Source organism: Streptomyces sp. NBC_00523 (assembly GCF_036346615.1).
Lineage (GTDB): Bacteria > Actinomycetota > Actinomycetes > Streptomycetales > Streptomycetaceae > Streptomyces.
This window is the reverse complement of the sequence record NZ_CP107836.1, coordinates 3,412,357-3,428,368: the sequence shown is the minus strand read 5'-3', so window position 1 is coordinate 3,428,368 and position 16,012 is coordinate 3,412,357. Positions and strand designations below refer to the sequence as shown.

The window sequence follows — 16,012 nt, the reverse complement described above, 5'->3', positions numbered from 1 at the left end:
GTACGGATCCGGGGACCCCTCGAACATCGACGCGGTTCCGGATAGCCTCCGGCCATGTCCAATGGTCAGTGGTACCCCCCGGAATGGCCCGGCCGGATCAGGGCCCTCGCCGCAGGCGAGCTGACGGCCGCCGAGCCCCGGCGGGCCGCCACCGTGATGCTGCTCCGGGACGACGCCACCGGCGCAGGGGGCGCGCCCGCCGTCCACATGCTGCGCCGGCGCACCTCGATGGCCTTCGCCGGAGGGGCGTACGCCTATCCGGGTGGCGGCGTCGACCCGCGCGACGACGACCGGCTCGTCCGCTGGGCCGGGCCCGCGCTGGAGACCTGGGCGCACCGGCTGGGGGTCGGCACGCCAAAGGAGGCGCAGGCGATCGTCTGCGCCGCGGTCCGCGAGACGTACGAGGAGGCCGGCGTCCTGCTGGCCGGTCCGACGCCGGAGACCGTCGTCACCGACACCACCGGCGACGACTGGGAGGCCGACCGCGCGGCGCTGGTCGCCCGGGAGCTGTCGTTCGCCGGATTCCTGGAGCGGCGCGGGCTGGTGCTGCGCTCGGACCTGCTGGGCGCGTGGGCGCGCTGGATCACTCCGGAGTTCGAGCCGCGCCGCTACGACACCTGGTTCTTCGTCGCCGCGCTCCCTGCGGGCCAGCGCACCCGGAACGCCTCGACGGAGGCCGACCGCACGGTGTGGATCACCCCGGGCGACGCGGCCGACGGATACGACCGGGGCGAGCTGCTGATGATGCCGCCGACCGTGGCGACGCTGCGGACACTGCGGCCGTACGCCACCGCCGCGCGGGCGCTGGAGGCGGCGTCGGACCAGGACCTCACCCCCGTACTCGCGCAGGCGCGTCTGGACGGTGACGAGCTGGTGCTGAGCTGGCCGGGGCACGAGGAATTCACCAAGCACGTCTCCACGGCCGGGGCGGACGAAACGCACGGCGGGGAGCAAAAGGGCGACGCGGAAGGCGGTGCGGCATGAGTGACGCGGCGGCGCTGCCCGGACAGCCGCGCGGCAGTGTGCTGTCCGGTCCCGCCACGGCCCGTACGGTCAACGTCCTGGCGCCCAACCCCTCGCCGATGACGCTGGACGGGACCAACACGTGGATCGTCGCCGAGCCCGACTCGGACCTCGCGGTGGTCATCGACCCGGGCCCGCTGGACGACGCCCATCTGCGGGCCGTCATCGACACCGCCGAGCGGGCGGGCCGCCGGATCGCGCTGACGCTCCTCACCCACGGCCACCCCGACCACGCGGAGGGCGCGGCGCGGTTCGCGGAGCTGACCGGGACCAAGGTGCGCGCGCTCGACCCGGAGCTGCGGCTCGGTGACGAGGGCCTGAGCACGGGTGACGTGATCACGACCGGCGGCCTGGAGATGTACGTGGTGCCGACGCCGGGCCACACGGCGGACTCGCTGTCGTTCCACCTGCCGGCCGATCAGGCGGTGCTGACCGGCGACACGATCCTCGGACGCGGGACGACGCTGGTGGCGCACCCGGACGGGCGGCTCGGGGACTACCTCGACTCGCTGCGGCGGCTGCGCTCGCTGACGGTGGACGACGGGGTCCATACGGTGCTGCCCGGCCACGGGCCCGTCCTGGACGACGCGCAGGGGGCGGTCGAGTTCTATCTCGCCCATCGCGCGCACCGGCTGGCCCAGGTGGAGACCGCGGTGGAATCGGGCTACCGGACCTCGTCCGAGGTCGTGGCCCATGTCTACGCGGACGTGGACCGTTCGCTGTGGCCGGCGGCGGAGCTGTCGGTGCGGGCGCAGCTGGACTACCTGACCGAGCACGGGCTGATCTGACAGGCATGCATGAGAAGAGGGGCCCGGCCGGCTGTCGGCGGGGCCCCTCACTCATGGCGTACGACGGGTCAGCGCGACCGCTTGGCCAGCCGCTCCACGTCCAGGAGGATCACCGCGCGGGCCTCCAGGCGCAGCCAGCCGCGGCCGGCGAAGTCGGCGAGGGCCTTGTTGACCGTCTCGCGGGAAGCGCCGACCAGCTGGGCCAGCTCCTCCTGCGTCAGGTCGTGCACCACGTGGATGCCTTCCTCGGACTGGACGCCGAAGCGGCGCGACAGGTCCAGGAGGGCGCGGGCGACGCGGCCGGGCACATCGGAGAAGACCAGGTCGGACATCTGGTCGTTGGTCTTGCGCAGGCGCCGGGCGACGGCACGCAGGAGGGCCGTGGCCACCTCGGGGCGCGCGTTGAGCCAGGGCTGGAGGTCGCCGTGGCCGAGGCCGAGGAGCTTGACCTCGGTCAGCGCGGTGGCGGTGGCGGTGCGCGGGCCCGGGTCGAAGAGCGAGAGCTCACCGATCAGCTCGCCGGGGCCGAGGACCGCCAGCATGTTCTCGCGACCGTCGGGGGAGGTGCGGTGGAGCTTCACCTTGCCCTCGGTGACCACGTAGAGGCGGTCACCCGGGTCACCCTCGTGGAAGAGCGCGTCACCGCGCGCGAGGGTCACCTCACTCATCGAGGCGCGGAGCTCCGCGGCCTGCTCGTCATCGAGCGCCGCGAAAAGCGGGGCGCGCCGCAGAACGTCGTCCACGAGTTCTCTCCTTGTCGGCCTGTTCAGGGAACCGTGGTCCCCATCATGCCGGACGGTAAAACAGTGCGATCAATCACAAACCAGTTTGACGCACGCGCGTGCCGAGGGGTACGGCAGGGGGCCGATTGGGGGCGGATCACCCGTGACCGGGGCGGATGTCAGTGCCGGGCTCTAGGCTGGCCGAGTGTCCGGATTGCCGGTGAGAGCGCAGGCCAAGGGGGCTGATGGGGTGTCGGAGGGGCGTGATTCCGCTGTGGGCGAACAGGGTGCGAGCAAGAGGAAAAACCTGAAGAAATCGACCGAAAGCGGCTCCGGGGCGGCGAAGAGCCGGTCCGCCGGAGCGGCCGCGCCGAAGAAGAAGCCGGGGCGGCCCGAATCGCATCTGGCCATGGTCCGCCGCGCCCGCCGGATCAACCGCGAGCTCGCCGAGGTCTACCCGTACGCCCATCCGGAGCTGGACTTCCGGAATCCGTTCGAACTGCTCGTCGCCACGGTTCTCTCCGCCCAGACCACCGACCTGAGGGTCAACCAGACGACGCCCGCCCTCTTCGCCGCCTACCCCACCCCCGAGGACATGGCCGCCGCCGTTCCGGAGAAGCTGGAGGAGATCATCCGGCCCACCGGCTTCTTCCGGGCCAAGGCGAGGTCGCTGCTCGGGCTGTCCGCCGCGCTCCGCGACGACTTCGGCGGCGAGGTGCCGGGGAGGCTCGCGGATCTCGTGAAGCTGCCGGGGGTCGGCCGCAAGACGGCCAACGTCGTGTTGGGCAATGCCTTCGGAGTGCCTGGAATTACCGTAGACACCCATTTCGGGCGGTTGGTCCGGCGGTGGAAGTGGACCGAGCAGGAGGACCCGGAGAAGGTCGAGGCGGAGGTCGCGGCGATCTTCCCCAGGAGCGAGTGGACCATGCTCTCGCACCGCGTCATTTTCCATGGCCGCCGCGTCTGCCACGCCCGCAAGCCCGCCTGCGGCGCCTGCCCGATCGCCCCGTTGTGCCCGTCGTACGGTGAGGGCGAGACGGACCCGGAGAAGGCCCGCAAGCTCCTGAAGTACGAGATGGGCGGCAAGCCGGGCCAGCGGCTGAGCCCGCCGCCGGACTACCCGGGAAGCCCGGCACCTCCCCTGGGCGCCGACTGACGCGGACCGCCGCTGCGGAACGAATCGCGGGACGACGGGCGTTGTGAGACGGAGGGGTGCCTATGAAGACGCATGAGACCGGCACGGAGCGCGGTGGGCCGGACGGCCCTGCGGTCATGGTTTCGGAGGAGGGGCTGCCCGACTGGCTCGACCCCGTCGCCCGTGCCGCGCGCACGGTGCGGCCGCAGCAGCTCAGCCGCTTCCTGCCGCCGGAGAACGGGGCGGGACGCCAGTCGGCCGTGCTCGTCCTGTTCGGAGAGGGCGCGCGCGGCCCGGAGCTGCTTCTGATGGAGCGCGCCGGAAGCCTGCGCTCCCATCCCGGCCAGCCGTCGTTCCCCGGCGGCTCGCTCGACCCGGAGGACGGCGACCAGGCGACGACCGGGCCGCTCAGGGCCGCCCTGCGCGAGGCGGAGGAGGAGACCGGCCTCGATCCGCGCGGGGTGCAGATCTTTGGTGTGCTGCCCCGTCTCTACATCCCCGTGAGCAGCTTCGTGGTGACGCCGGTCCTGGGCTGGTGGCGGACGCCCAGCCCGGTCGACGTGGTCGACCCGGGCGAGACGGCACGGGTCTTCACGGTCCCCGTGGCGGATCTCACGGACCCGGCCAACCGGGCGACGGCGGTCCACCCCAGCGGTCACCGAGGCCCGGCATTTCTGGTCGAATCAGCACTCGTCTGGGGGTTCACGGCCGGCGTGATCGACCGGATTCTGCACTTCGCGGGCTGGGAACGCCCGTGGGACAGAGCCAGGCAGGTGCCGCTCGACTGGCGCGCATGACAGGCTGACTTCCGTGCTCCGCCGATCCGGGACCGCCCGGCCACGGAGACGTACGGGCCCGGTGACGAATCTGCGAGGCTATAGACGGTGAACGTGCTGGACATCCTGCTGCTGGCCGGAGCCGTGTGGTTCGCGGTCATCGGCTATCGCCAGGGGTTCGTCGTCGGCATTCTGTCGGTGATCGGGTTCCTGGGCGGCGGTCTCGTCGCCGTCTACCTCCTGCCGGTTCTGTGGGACCAGATGACGGACGGTTCGGAGGTCTCCTCCACCGCGGCCGTCGTCGCGGTCGTCATCGTCATCGTGTGCGCGTCGATCGGCCAGGCGTTCACCACCCATCTGGGCAACAAACTCCGCCGCCACATCACGTGGTCGCCCGCGCGCGCCCTGGACGCGACCGGCGGCGCCCTGGTCAACGTGGTGGCGATGCTGCTCGTCGCCTGGCTGATCGGCTCCGCCCTGGCGGGCACCTCGCTGCCGACGCTGGGCAAGGAGGTCCGCAGCTCCTCGGTCCTGCTGGGCGTCTCCCGGGTGATGCCGCCCCAGGCGTCCACCTGGTTCACGGACTTCTCCTCGGTCCTCGCGCAGAACGGCTTCCCGCAGGTCTTCAGCCCGTTCGCCAACGAGCCCATCACCGAGGTCAGGGCCCCCGACCCGGCGCTGGTCGGCAGCCCCGTCGCCGCGCGCGCCAAACAGTCCATTGTGAAGGTCGTGGGTACGGCCCCGAGCTGCGGCAAGGTCCTCGAAGGCACCGGGTTCGTGTTCTCCGACCGCCGGGTGATGACCAACGCGCACGTCGTCGGCGGCGTGGACGAGCCGACCGTGCAGATCGGCGGCCAGGGACGCCTGTACGACGCGAAGGTCGTCCTCTACGACTGGCGGCGCGACATCGCCGTACTCGACGTCCCGGACCTCGACGTGAAGCCGCTGCGGTTCACCGGCCCCGACAGCGACGCGGAGACGGGCGACAGCGCCATCGTCGCGGGCTTCCCGGAGAACGGCTCGTACGACGTACGCTCCGCGCGCGTCCGGGCCCGCATCGATGCCAACGGCCCCGACATCTACCACCGGGGCACGGTCCGCCGTGATGTGTACTCGCTCTACACCACGGTCCGCCAGGGCAACTCCGGCGGCCCGCTGCTGACCCCCGAGGGCAAGGTGTACGGAGTCGTGTTCGCGAAGTCGCTCGACGACCCGGACACGGGCTACGCGCTGACGGCGGACGAGATCCGCGACGACATCACGCAGGGCCGTACCGCCAACCAGCAGGTCGACAGCCAGGGGTGCGCGCTCTAGAGGTCCGCGGTGGTGCCCGCGGGTACGTCAGTTACGAGGATGGCGCAGCCGCGCCGAGACCCAGCGGGCCCTGCGGCGGAGGATGCGTGAGATGCCGAGCCGAGGATCATGCATGACGTGCAAAGCGTGCACCCGGCCCTGAAGGCCGTCCCCCTCGTGAATGCCCGGATCCGCCGTGGCGGTCGAGCGACGGTTGCGTGCTGCGTCACCGAAGTCGTGCGTCCAGCCCATACCCGGACGTCTGCCCGTGCCTCATGGTCCGTAACCGCCTATCCGTCAGCCAATTGGCTTATGCGCCAGGCACGTGGCCGTTCGTAGGACATGTGTGCCAGAACGGCTAGCGATCCGGCTCGGAATCCTTGAGCCAGTTGATGAGTTCGGCCGAGAACCCCGCCGGATCCTCCTCGTGGGGGAAGTGGCCCAGACCGTCGAAAAGTCGCCAACGGTAGGGCGCCTCGACGTACTCGCCGGACCCGGCCGAGCTGCGCGTGCGGACCGCCGGATCGAGTGAACCGTGAAGGTGCAGCGTCGGCACCCGAACGGGCCGCTTCATGCGCCGGTTGAACTGGATGCCGTCCGGGCGCGCCAGCGAGCGCACCATCCAGCGGTACGGCTCGATCGAGCAGTGCGCCGTCGAGGGGATCGTCATGGCCCGCCGGTAGACGCCCAGCGTCGTCTCGTCGGGGAACTCCGCCTTGCCCGGTCCCGGTCCCGCCCACTCGCTGATCAGCCGGCCCACCAAGGCGCCGTTGTCGGCGACGAGCTGACGCTCCGGCACCCAGGGCCGCTGGAAGCCCCAGATGTACGAGCCGGCCCGGGACTGCGCGAAGTCGGAGAGCATCGAGGAGCGCCACCGCCGCGGGTGGGGCATCGAGGAGACGACCAGCCGGCGCACCAGCTTCGGGCGCATCACGGCGGCCGTCCAGGCCAGGTACCCGCCCATGTCGTGGCCGACGAGGGCGGCGTCCGGCTCGCCGAGGGACCTGACCACCCCCGTGATGTCGAGCGCCAGGTTGGCGGGGTCGTAGCCCCGGGGCGTGCGGTCGCTGCCGCCGACGCCGCGCAGGTCCATCGCCACGGCCCGGAACCCTGCCTCGGCGAGCGCGGGCAGCTGGTGGCGCCAGGTCCACCAGAACTGCGGGAAGCCGTGCAGGAGGAGGACCAGCGGCCCTTCACCCATTTCGGCGATGTGGAAGCGGGCGCCGTTCGCCGCGACGTCCCGGTGGGTCCAGGGGCCGTCGAGGCGGACGGGGCCGCCGGCCGGGGCGGACGGTGCGGGAACGGTCATGTGGACGAGCGTGCCACAGCCGACGCCTTGTCCTGGACCGGTGCGCTCTCGATGGCGCGGTCGGAGCGGGTGCTGCCACCCACCGGGAGGATCGCGTCGGCGGCGGTCTCGGGGCGCGGGTGCGGCTTGACGCCCTGGAGGACGGCGGCGGTCTGCTTGGCGGAGGCGATGGACTTCTCCGGCGGCTTGACCTTCTTGATCTTCGCGTACCCGAAGAGCGCGAGCAGAATGCCCAGCAGGATGAACGCGCCGCCCACGATCAGGAACGACCAGGCGAGGCCCAGTCCCAGGTTGTGGATGCCGTACGCGGCCGCGAAGCTCAGCACCGGGATCGCGAACAGGATCAGCACGCCCGTGACGATGAACGCCACGCTGCCGATGACGCCGCGCTTGACGTCCTGCCGCACCTCGGCCTTGGCCAGGGCGATTTCGTCGTGCACCAGCGCCGACAGTTCGGCCGTCGCCGACGCGACCAGCTGGCCGAGACTGCGGTCGGCGCTGCCCGCGTAATTGCCGGGGTCGCTCATCCCTGACTCCCTCTCCTGTTCAACACGTCCGATGTCAGATCATGCCGGACTGTCCGGCCTGTTGCTCGCTGCCCCCGCCAGTCGGGCAAGGCGGCGGTGCTCGGCCGCCTTCTCCTCGTAGATGGCGGCCATCCTCAGGTGGTAGGCCGGATCGTCCTGTTCGTAGACGTCCGGCACCCCTGAACCGTCCTCGTCGAGTTCCTCGGCGTCGGTCAGTGCCCTGTATCTGCGTACCCGGAGTTTGAGCAGTACACCGGAGAGTACGGCGGCAATGAGGGAGCCGACGAGAACCGACGCCTTGATCTCGTTGATCATGTCGTCGTCACCGGCGAACGCGAGCTCCCCGATCAGCAGCGACACGGTGAAGCCGATGCCGGCGAGGGTGGCGATCGCGAAGACGTCCGCCCAGGCCAGGTCCTTGTTCAGCTCGGCCCTGGTGAGCCTGGTGGTCAGCCACGTACCGCCGAAGACGCCGATGGTCTTGCCGGCGACGAGGCCCAGGACGACCCCGAGCGTTTCCGGCCGTTGGAACACAGCGCCCAGCGCGCCTCCGGACAGGGAGACCCCTGCGGAGAAGAGCGCGAAGACCGGCACGGCGAAGCCCGCCGACAGCGGGTGCACCAGGTGCCCGATGCGCTCCCCGGGTGAGTGCTCCTCGCCCTCGCGGCGGGTGCAGCGCAGCATCAGGCCCATGGCGACACCGGCGATGGTGGCGTGGACGCCGCTGTTGTACATCAGCCCCCAGATGACCAGGGCGAGCGGCACGTAGACGTACCAGCCGCGCACTCCGAGGCGGAGCAGCAGGTAGAAGAGGCCCAGGCCGAGGAAGGCGCCGCCGAGCGCGAGGAAATTGATGTCCTCGGTGAAGAAGACGGCGATGATGAGGATCGCGAAGAGGTCGTCCACGACGGCGAGCGTCAGCAGGAAGGCCCGGAGCGCGTTGGGCAGCGAGGCGCCGATGACGGCGAGAACGGCGAGCGCGAAGGCGATGTCCGTGGCCGTGGGGACTGCCCAGCCGCCCTTCGAGCCGTCGCCGAAGACGTTCACCAGGGTGTAGACGAGCGCCGGGACCGCCATGCCGCAGAGCGCGGCGGCCACGGGGAGTGCCGCGGCCTTGGGATCGCGCAGCTCTCCCGCCACGAGTTCGCGTTTGAGCTCGACGCCCGCGACGAAGAAGAAGACCGCGAGCAGCCCGTCGGCGGCCCAGTGCTCCACGGAGAGGTGCAGACCGAGGGTCTGGGGCCCGATGTGGAAGTCGCTGACGGCCGAGTAGCTCGAACCCGCGGTGTTCGCCCACACCAGCGCCGCCACGGCGGCGACCAGCAGGATGACGCCCCCGACGGTCTCCGTACGCAGGGCGTCGGCGACGTAGTTGCGCTCAGGGAGAGGCAGCCGCCCCAGAAGGGTGCGGCGCGGGCCGGCGGGCGTAGGGGTGGGTGTGGCCACGGGGGGAGACCTCCGGGTCGGTACGGCAGCGATGGCATGGCTGATGCACTTGCCGACCAGACTTCCCGGCACCCCTGTGAAGATTTTCTTATCGTGTTGTCGATCAGCTGCCACTGTACCCGCGGGGCGTGGCGGTGAGGATGCTTGGGAGCGGTGCTCTCACCGTAAGCGCCCGAAGGGCACCCGGCGCGCTGCCGGGTGCCCTTCGGATCGTGCGTCGCTGTCAGTCCTCGGAGGAGGCCGACGGCAGCTGGCTCTGGATCAGATCCATGACCGAGGAGTCGGTCAGGGTCGTGACGTCGCCCAGGGCCCTGTTCTCCGCCACGTCGCGCAGCAGACGGCGCATGATCTTGCCGGAACGGGTCTTCGGCAGCTCGGCCACCGGCATGATGCGCTTCGGCTTGGCGATCGGGCCGAGGGTCGCCCCGACGTGGTTGCGCAGCTCCGCGACCAGCTCGTCGGAGGCGGTCGCGGTGCCCCGCAGGATGACGAAGGCGACGATGGCCTGACCGGTCGTCTCGTCGGCGGCGCCGACCACGGCGGCCTCGGCGACCGAGGGGTGCGAGACGAGCGCCGACTCGACCTCGGTGGTCGAGATGTTGTGCCCGGACACCAGCATGACGTCGTCCACCCGGCCGAGCAGCCAGATGTCGCCGTCCTCGTCCTTCTTGGCACCGTCACCGGCGAAGTACTTGCCCTCGAAGCGTGACCAGTAGGTGTCGAGGAACCGCTGGTCGTCGCGCCAGATGGTGCGGAGCATCGACGGCCACGGCTCGGTGAGGACCAGGTAGCCGCCTCCGCCGTTCGGGACCTCGTTGGCCTCGTCGTCCACGACGGTCGCGGAGATGCCCGGCAGGGCGCGCTGGGCGCTTCCCGGCTTGGTCTCGGTGACGCCGGGCAGCGGCGAGATCATCATCGTGCCGGTCTCGGTCTGCCACCAGGTGTCCACGATCGGGCACTTGTCGGCACCGATGTGCTTGCGGTACCAGATCCACGCCTCGGGGTTGATCGGCTCACCGACCGAACCGAGGACGCGCAGGGACGACAGGTCGAACTTGGCGGGGATGTCGTCCCCCCACTTCATGAACGTACGGATCGCGGTCGGCGCGGTGTAGAGGATCGTGACCCCGTACTTCTGGACGATCTCCCAGAAGCGCCCCTGGTGCGGGGTGTCGGGGGTGCCCTCGTACATCACCTGCGTGGCGCCGTTGGCCAGCGGTCCGTAGACGATGTAGGAGTGCCCGGTCACCCAGCCGATGTCGGCGGTGCACCAGTAGACATCGGTCTCCGGCTTGAGGTCGAAGACCGCGTGGTGGGTGTACGCCGCCTGGGTGAGGTAGCCGCCGGAGGTGTGCAGGATGCCCTTGGGCTTCCCGGTGGTGCCCGACGTGTACAGGATGAAGAGCGGCTGCTCCGCCTCGAACGCCTCGGGCGTGTGCTCGGCGGACTGGCGGCCCGTGATCTCGTGCCACCAGACGTCGCGGCCCTCGGTCCACGCGGTGTCCTGGCCTGTACGGCGGACGACCAGGACGTGCTCCACGCTGTCGATACGGGAGACGGCGTCGTCGACCGCGGGCTTGAGCGCGGAGGGCTTGCCGCGGCGGTAGCCGCCGTCGGCGGTGATGACGACCTTCGCGTCCGCGTCCTGGATGCGGGCGGCGATGGCGTCGGCGGAGAACCCGCCGAAGACCACCGAGTGCGCGGCGCCGATGCGGGCGCAGGCCAGCATCGCGAAGGCGGCCTCGGGGATCATCGGGAGGTAGACGGCGACCCGGTCGCCCTTGCCGACACCGAGCTCGGTGAGGGCGTTGGCGGCGCGGGAGACCTCGTCCTTCAGCTCCGCGTAGGTGATGGCGCGGCTGTCGCCGGGCTCGCCCTCGAAGTGGATGGCGACCCGGTCGCCGTTGCCCGCCTCGACATGACGGTCCACGCAGTTGTACGCGACGTTGAGCTCGCCGTCCGCGAACCACTTCGCGAAGGGCGGGTTGCTCCAGTCGAGGGTCTCGGTCGGCTCGGTGGCCCAGGTCAGGCGGCGGGCCTGCTCGGCCCAGAAGCCCAGCCGGTCCGCTTCGGCCTGCTCGTACGCCTCTGCGGTGACGTTGGCGTTGGCGGCCAGCTCGGCAGGCGGAGCGAACTTCCGCTCTTCCCGAAGCAGGTTGGCCAGGCTCTCGTTGCTCACGACTTCTCCCAGTCCCAGGGTGTCCGTTGTGTCCCGGGGCATAGCTCATCAGTCCCAAGGCCAGGTGACAAGTGTCTGCCGGGAATTGGTTTAGACCTGTGTCTCGTGTATAGAGGCATGATCCCGCCTCCACGCCGTGGCGGCGCGGTGGAGCACACCGTCGGTGCGGGCGCCGCCGACACGGAAGCGGGATCACCAGGTCTTACGGATCTGAGCTGCCTGCGGTTCAGCCGCCGGTACGGGCCAGCTCGGCCGGGTCCGCCGGTGCGGCCGGGTCGGCCGGGTCCGCCGGTGCGGCCGGGTCGGCCGGGTCGGCCAGGTCCGCCGGTGCTGTCGGGCGCGCCGGTGTGATCGGGTGCGTCGGTGTGGCGGACTGATCCGGTGTGATCGGGTCGAACACCTCGGCCGTGCCGCTCTCCGTGCCCGTGCTCTCGTCCAGCAGATACGACTGGGCCTCGGCCACGTGGAAGTACATGCCGTGGAGCTGAAGGGTGCCGTCGGCGATCCGGCGCGCCACCGATGGGTGGGCCCTCAGATGGTCGAGCTGCTGGACCACGTTGGTCAGGCAGAGCTGCTCCACCGCGTCGGCGGGCAGCCGTCCGGAGAGCCGGACCGGGGCGTCGCCGGCCGAGGTCACCCGGGTCAGGCTGGGCAGCCCGTTTCGGAGCCAGCGCCACAGCGAGGTGTCCGGGGCTTCCGGGGCGGCCCCCAGCAGCGCGTTCATCGCGCCGCAGTCCGAGTGGCCGCAGACGGTGATGGACTCGACGCCGAGCACGTCCACCGCGTACTCGATCGCGGCCCCCACCGAGTGATCGCCCTCCTCGGCGTCGGGAGGTGGCACCAGGTTGCCGATGTTCCGCACGGTGAACAGGTCACCCGGGCCGCTGGCCGTGATCATGCTCGTCACGAGGCGAGAGTCCGCGCAGGTGATGAAGAGCTGCGAGGGGCGTTGGCCCTCCCTGGCGAGCCGCGCCAGTTCCCCCCGGACCAGGGGCGCCGTGTCCCGCTGGAACGAGCTGAGACCTCTGACCAGCCGGTGATCGCGGGCGGGGCGCGTGGGCCGGCCGGTGGATGCGGGCTGCCCGGTGGGGGCGGATTGAGCGGGGCGATCCGCGTGCGGGGCGGTGAGTGCTTGGGAGGAGGCGGAGGTGGGGGTGGTGACGGTGGGGGCGGTGCTGCCGGTGTGAGGCGGGGCGGAGGCGGGGGTGGGGCTGCCTGGGGCCGGGCCGGTGGAAGGTGCGATCCCCGTGGGGGTGACTGTCGCGGCGCCAGTGGTGGATGTGGGGCTCGGCGGGTGGACCGTGCCCGGGGCGCTCGCCGGGTGCTGCGGGACCTCGGTCGCGGCGGCATCCGCGCCGTCGTCGACCTCTGCGGGAGGGGCATGCTCGGGTTGGTCGTGGCAGTGGTGGTTGCGCCAGGGGGTCCATGGCCGGCAGCAGGAGTGTGCTGCCGCAGCGGGCTCGGCGATCCTGCCGCCCGACCTCCCGGCGAACGCCACCTGGCCGCCGTGGGCCGCATGGGCGCTGGACCAGTCCTGGATCGTCTCGTATGCGGCGTGGTCCACGAACGACCCGTCCAGCTCCAGGACCACATCGGCATCCTGGGGGAGCCGGCCCAGGACCCGGCTGAGGCGGGGGACGGCCAGGAAGGTCAACTGGCCCCGTACGACCACGAGATGCTGTCCGTTCTGTTCGGACACCGAGATCCGGGTCTGGCCCAGCCGGTGCAGGGCGACGGCCACCGCTACGGCGATGCCGATGACCACGCCCTTGAGTACGCCGACGACCAGCACCCCGGCGATGGTCGCGCCGTACACCAGGAACTCCCGGTGCTTATGGACGTTGCGGATGTGCGCCAGGCTCACCATCTTGAGGCCGACCATCATCACCAGCGCCCCCAGGGCGGCGAGCGGGATGCGCTCCAGCAGGGTGACGAGCAGGCCGGATGCGACCAGGATCCATACGCCGTGCAGCACGGTGGACGCGCGACCGGTCGCCCCGGCTCTCACATTCGCCGAACTGCGCACGGCGCCACCGGAGACCGCGAGTCCCCCCAGCAGGCCCGATACCGCATTGGCGACGCCTTGTGCGCGTAGCTCCCGGTCGAGGTCGGAGCGTTTGAGCAGGGGTGGCGCGGGTCGCTTGGTGCCGTCCGGGCCGGCATGGGCGGTGGCTGCTTCGACGGCGGGTGTCCCGGAAGAGTGCGGGCGGTCCCTGTTCTCGCGGGCCTCGTCGCCTCGTACCTCACCGGGCCGCGCAGGAGAGTCTGTCGAGTGGGCGCGGCTCCGGTCGGCGGCCAGTTTGTCCACGGCGACGGCGGCGAGCAGTGACTCCAGGCTGGCCACCAGCATCATCGTGAACACGGCTGTGGCCAGGCCGAGCACCGGCCCATGCGGCATTTCCGGCAGGGCGTGCGAACGCCAGGACGGGAGATCGACCCGGGCGATCGACGGTGCCGCCCACGCGGCCACGGCCGTGGCCAGACCCACAGAAGCCAGGGCCGCCGGAACGCGGCGCAGGAGCCGTCCGGTCCGGCCGGGCAGCAGTGGCCACAGGACCAGGATGGCAACGGTGAGCGCGCCGATCAATGGGGCGGCGGGACTGACACGTGCAAGTTGGTCGGGAAGATGCAGCACGTTGGAGATCGCCGAGCTCTGCGGGGAACCGCCCAGCACGATGTGCAGTTGAGCCAGCGCGATGGCCACGCCGATGCCGGCGAGCGTGCCGTGGACGATGGCGGGGCTGACGGCAAGTGCGCTGCGGGCCGCCCGCAATGAGCCGAGCGCGAGCTGAAGCAGGCCCGCCCCGATCGTGATGGCGCAGGTGGTGCGCCAGCCGTAGACCTGGATCGTCTCGGCGGTGACCACGGTCAGTCCGGCGGACGGGCCGGAGACCTGCAGGGGGGTGCCGCCGAGGAGTCCGGCGACGATGCCGCCGACTGCGGCGGAGATGAGGCCCGCCTCCAGAGGGGCTCCCATGGCGACAGCCAGGCCGAGCGACATGGGGATGGCGAGCAGAAAGACAGTGATGGACGCGGACACATCGGCGCCCGAGATGCGGAACCGTCCGCCGCGCGGCGGCGGGGGCGGGCTGTGTGGTCGCTTGACCCCCGAGGACCGGGAGGGGCGCGAGCTGCGGGATGAGTGGTCGTGGCGAGTGGGTACGCAGGCAGACATATTTCCCGTCTCTTCCTGGGCAACGCGGTCGTGGAACTCGATGACGCGGCCGTGGGTCGGGGCATGCAGCGGCGGGATTTCTCAACTCTCAGTAAACAGACAGTAATGGAGAGTAAAGAGCGGTGTCCAGGATTAAGGGCAAATGGGCCATCCGGCCACCCATTCCGGTGAATAGTCAGTTTTTCATTCGGCCTGTCGTGCTGACTCTTGGACAGTGCGTGCGACTTTGGCGGCGCCGTGTCGGCACCCGGCGCAAGCTACCTGCGAGAAAGAGGTGGGCGGATGATGGCCGCCGCGAAGAAGTCGATGGGCGCCACGAGAAGGATCGCCCTGGGCGTCGGGACCGTCGTACTGGTCGTGGGGGCGGCCGGGTGCGCGGGGACCGGCTCCGGCGCGGAGGGCTCCGGCCTCGGGGCCGTGAACGGCGCCGCGGGAGAGAAGAAAAAGGGTGCTGAAGCCGCACCCAAGCGCGTGTTCCGGGCCATTGGCGATGGTTCCACCGCGTTCACGGGTGTCCAGCCCAAGCAGCCGGCTGTGGCCCACCTGACGGCCGGCCAGAAACCCCCGCAGTTCGTTGTGTTCTCGTGGGACGGGGCGGGCGAGGACAGTCAGCGGCTCTTCTCGCACTTCCGCGAGGTGGGCAAGAAGTACAACGCCGCGATGACGTACTTCCTCAGTGGCGTATATCTGCTGCCGGAGGGGAAGCGGGCCCTGTACGACCCGCCCAAGCACAACGCCGGCGCCTCGGACATCGGCTTCAACGACACCAAGGGCATCCGCGACACCCTGACCCAGCTCCGCGGCGCCTGGCAGGACGGCAACGAGATCGGCACCCACTTCAACGGGCACTTCTGCGGCAAGGACGGCGGCGTCGGCACCTGGTCCGTCGAGGAGTGGAAGAGCGAGATCAGCCAGGCCAAGTCATTCGTGAAGGGCTGGAGGACGAACGACCCGGTCCTCAAGAACGAGAAGGCGCTGCCCTTCGACTACGACAAGGAACTCGTCGGCGGCCGTACCCCCTGCCTGGAGGGTCAGAAGAACATGGTGGAGGCGGCACGCACCATGGGGTTCCGCTACGACTCCAGCGGTGTCAACGACCAGGTGTGGCCGCAGAAGAAGAACGGTGTCTGGGACCTCTCCATGCAACTGGTGCCGGTCCCGGGGCGCGCGTTCGAGACGCTGTCGATGGACTACAACTTCATGTTCAACCAGTCCGGAACGACGCAGGGCGACCCCGACAAGCACGCGTACTGGGGGAACCAGATGCGGGACGGCCTGCTCCAGGCGTTCGACCGCGCGTATGACGGCAACCGCGCGCCGCTGATCATCGGCAACCACTTCGAGTCCTGGAACGGTGGCACGTACATGCGTGCCATCGAGCAGACGATCGCGGCGGTCTGCACCAAGAGGGACGTGCGCTGTGTCTCGTTCAGGCAGCTGGCGGACTGGCTCGACGCCCAGGACCCGGAGACCCTCGCGAAGTTCCGGACGCTGAAGGTCGGCCAGGCGCCCAAGGCAGGCTGGCCCGCGTTCCTGGAGGCAGGCCGGGAGCAGTCGCCCTCAAAGGCTCCGGCCGCTGCCGCGGGCAACCCGGCCGGTCGTTAGATCCGGTGGCTCCGGGCGCCGGGCAGGAGACATG

The 16,012-nt window shown here is 70.6% G+C and carries 13 protein-coding genes; 6 read left to right on the top strand and 7 right to left on the bottom strand.

All coding sequences use genetic code 11. The annotated features are described in order from the left end of the window. Positions 1-54: 54 nt before the first annotated feature. Together OHS17_RS15450 and OHS17_RS15445 are read left to right on the top strand one after the other, a co-directional pair. Positions 55-984, top strand: coding sequence for an NUDIX hydrolase (locus OHS17_RS15450; RefSeq protein WP_330312656.1), 930 nt, complete (start codon positions 55-57; stop codon positions 982-984). Beyond that, on the top strand, positions 981-1,811 hold the full coding sequence (locus OHS17_RS15445) for an MBL fold metallo-hydrolase (protein WP_330312655.1): 831 nt from the start codon (positions 981-983) through the stop codon (positions 1,809-1,811). Before OHS17_RS15450 ends, OHS17_RS15445 begins: the two co-directional genes overlap by 4 nt. A 68-nt stretch (positions 1,812-1,879) precedes the next feature. On the opposite strand, the gene OHS17_RS15440 is transcribed toward OHS17_RS15445, so the two are convergent. After that, positions 1,880-2,554 (bottom strand): Crp/Fnr family transcriptional regulator, encoded by a 675-nt coding sequence (locus OHS17_RS15440; protein ID WP_014046869.1) that lies wholly within the window; start codon positions 2,552-2,554, stop codon positions 1,880-1,882. 253 nt (positions 2,555-2,807) lie between these two features. On the opposite strand from OHS17_RS15440, the gene nth reads away from it, so the two are divergent. The 3 genes from nth (at position 2,808) to OHS17_RS15425 (ending at position 5,758) form a co-directional block, all read left to right on the top strand. Further along, positions 2,808-3,689, top strand: coding sequence for an endonuclease III (nth, locus tag OHS17_RS15435; RefSeq protein ID WP_330312654.1), 882 nt, complete (start codon positions 2,808-2,810; stop codon positions 3,687-3,689). A 62-nt stretch (positions 3,690-3,751) separates the two neighbouring features. Then, positions 3,752-4,465 (top strand): NUDIX hydrolase, encoded by a 714-nt coding sequence (locus OHS17_RS15430; RefSeq protein ID WP_018102138.1) that lies wholly within the window; start codon positions 3,752-3,754, stop codon positions 4,463-4,465. A gap of 87 nt (positions 4,466-4,552) precedes the next feature. Further along, entirely contained in the window at positions 4,553-5,758 is a 1,206-nt protein-coding gene (locus OHS17_RS15425; RefSeq protein ID WP_018102139.1) for a MarP family serine protease, read from the top strand. Positions 5,759-5,785: 27 nt separating this feature from the next. Here OHS17_RS15425 and OHS17_RS15420 read toward each other — a convergent pair whose 3' ends face one another. The 6 genes from OHS17_RS15420 to OHS17_RS15395 all read right to left on the bottom strand — a co-directional run bounded on the left by OHS17_RS15420 (position 5,786) and on the right by OHS17_RS15395 (position 14,373). After that, complete coding sequence (locus OHS17_RS15420) at positions 5,786-5,989, bottom strand: hypothetical protein (protein WP_073864044.1); 204 nt, start codon at positions 5,987-5,989, stop codon at positions 5,786-5,788. A 106-nt stretch (positions 5,990-6,095) separates the two neighbouring features. Further along, positions 6,096-7,046 (bottom strand): alpha/beta fold hydrolase, encoded by a 951-nt coding sequence (locus tag OHS17_RS15415; protein ID WP_330312653.1) that lies wholly within the window; start codon positions 7,044-7,046, stop codon positions 6,096-6,098. Beyond that, positions 7,043-7,573, bottom strand: coding sequence for a phage holin family protein (locus OHS17_RS15410; RefSeq protein WP_018102141.1), 531 nt, complete (start codon positions 7,571-7,573; stop codon positions 7,043-7,045). Before OHS17_RS15410 ends, OHS17_RS15415 begins: the two co-directional genes overlap by 4 nt. Positions 7,574-7,612: 39 nt before the next feature. Beyond that, a complete protein-coding gene (gene nhaA / locus OHS17_RS15405; protein ID WP_330312652.1) occupies positions 7,613-9,019 on the bottom strand; it encodes a Na+/H+ antiporter NhaA in 1,407 nt (468 codons plus the stop codon). 223 nt (positions 9,020-9,242) lie between these two features. Next, complete coding sequence (gene acs / locus OHS17_RS15400) at positions 9,243-11,240, bottom strand: acetate--CoA ligase (protein ID WP_020207268.1); 1,998 nt, start codon at positions 11,238-11,240, stop codon at positions 9,243-9,245. A 184-nt stretch (positions 11,241-11,424) separates the two neighbouring features. Then, complete coding sequence (locus OHS17_RS15395; protein ID WP_330312651.1) at positions 11,425-14,373, bottom strand: bifunctional SulP family inorganic anion transporter/carbonic anhydrase; 2,949 nt, start codon at positions 14,371-14,373, stop codon at positions 11,425-11,427. Between the two features lie 282 nt (positions 14,374-14,655). On the opposite strand from OHS17_RS15395, the gene OHS17_RS15390 reads away from it, so the two are divergent. Beyond that, positions 14,656-15,978, top strand: coding sequence for a hypothetical protein (locus OHS17_RS15390; RefSeq protein ID WP_330312650.1), 1,323 nt, complete (start codon positions 14,656-14,658; stop codon positions 15,976-15,978). Positions 15,979-16,012: the final 34 nt, after the last annotated feature.

Bases quoted from the DNA above. Each gene is read 5' to 3' on its own strand.
- OHS17_RS15450 (WP_330312656.1), top strand. From the start codon at position 55: ATGTCCAATGGTCAGTGGTACCCCCCGGAATGGCCCGGCCGGATCAGG.
- OHS17_RS15445 (WP_330312655.1), top strand. From the start codon at position 981: ATGAGTGACGCGGCGGCGCTGCCCGGACAGCCGCGCGGCAGTGTGCTG.
- OHS17_RS15430 (WP_018102138.1), top strand. From the start codon at position 3,752: ATGAAGACGCATGAGACCGGCACGGAGCGCGGTGGGCCGGACGGCCCT.
- OHS17_RS15420 (WP_073864044.1), bottom strand. From the start codon at position 5,989: ATGGGCTGGACGCACGACTTCGGTGACGCAGCACGCAACCGTCGCTCG.
- OHS17_RS15415 (WP_330312653.1), bottom strand. From the start codon at position 7,046: ATGACCGTTCCCGCACCGTCCGCCCCGGCCGGCGGCCCCGTCCGCCTC.
- OHS17_RS15410 (WP_018102141.1), bottom strand. From the start codon at position 7,573: ATGAGCGACCCCGGCAATTACGCGGGCAGCGCCGACCGCAGTCTCGGC.
- acs (WP_020207268.1), bottom strand. From the start codon at position 11,240: ATGCCCCGGGACACAACGGACACCCTGGGACTGGGAGAAGTCGTGAGC.
- OHS17_RS15395 (WP_330312651.1), bottom strand. From the start codon at position 14,373: ATGTCTGCCTGCGTACCCACTCGCCACGACCACTCATCCCGCAGCTCG.
- OHS17_RS15390 (WP_330312650.1), top strand. From the start codon at position 14,656: ATGATGGCCGCCGCGAAGAAGTCGATGGGCGCCACGAGAAGGATCGCC.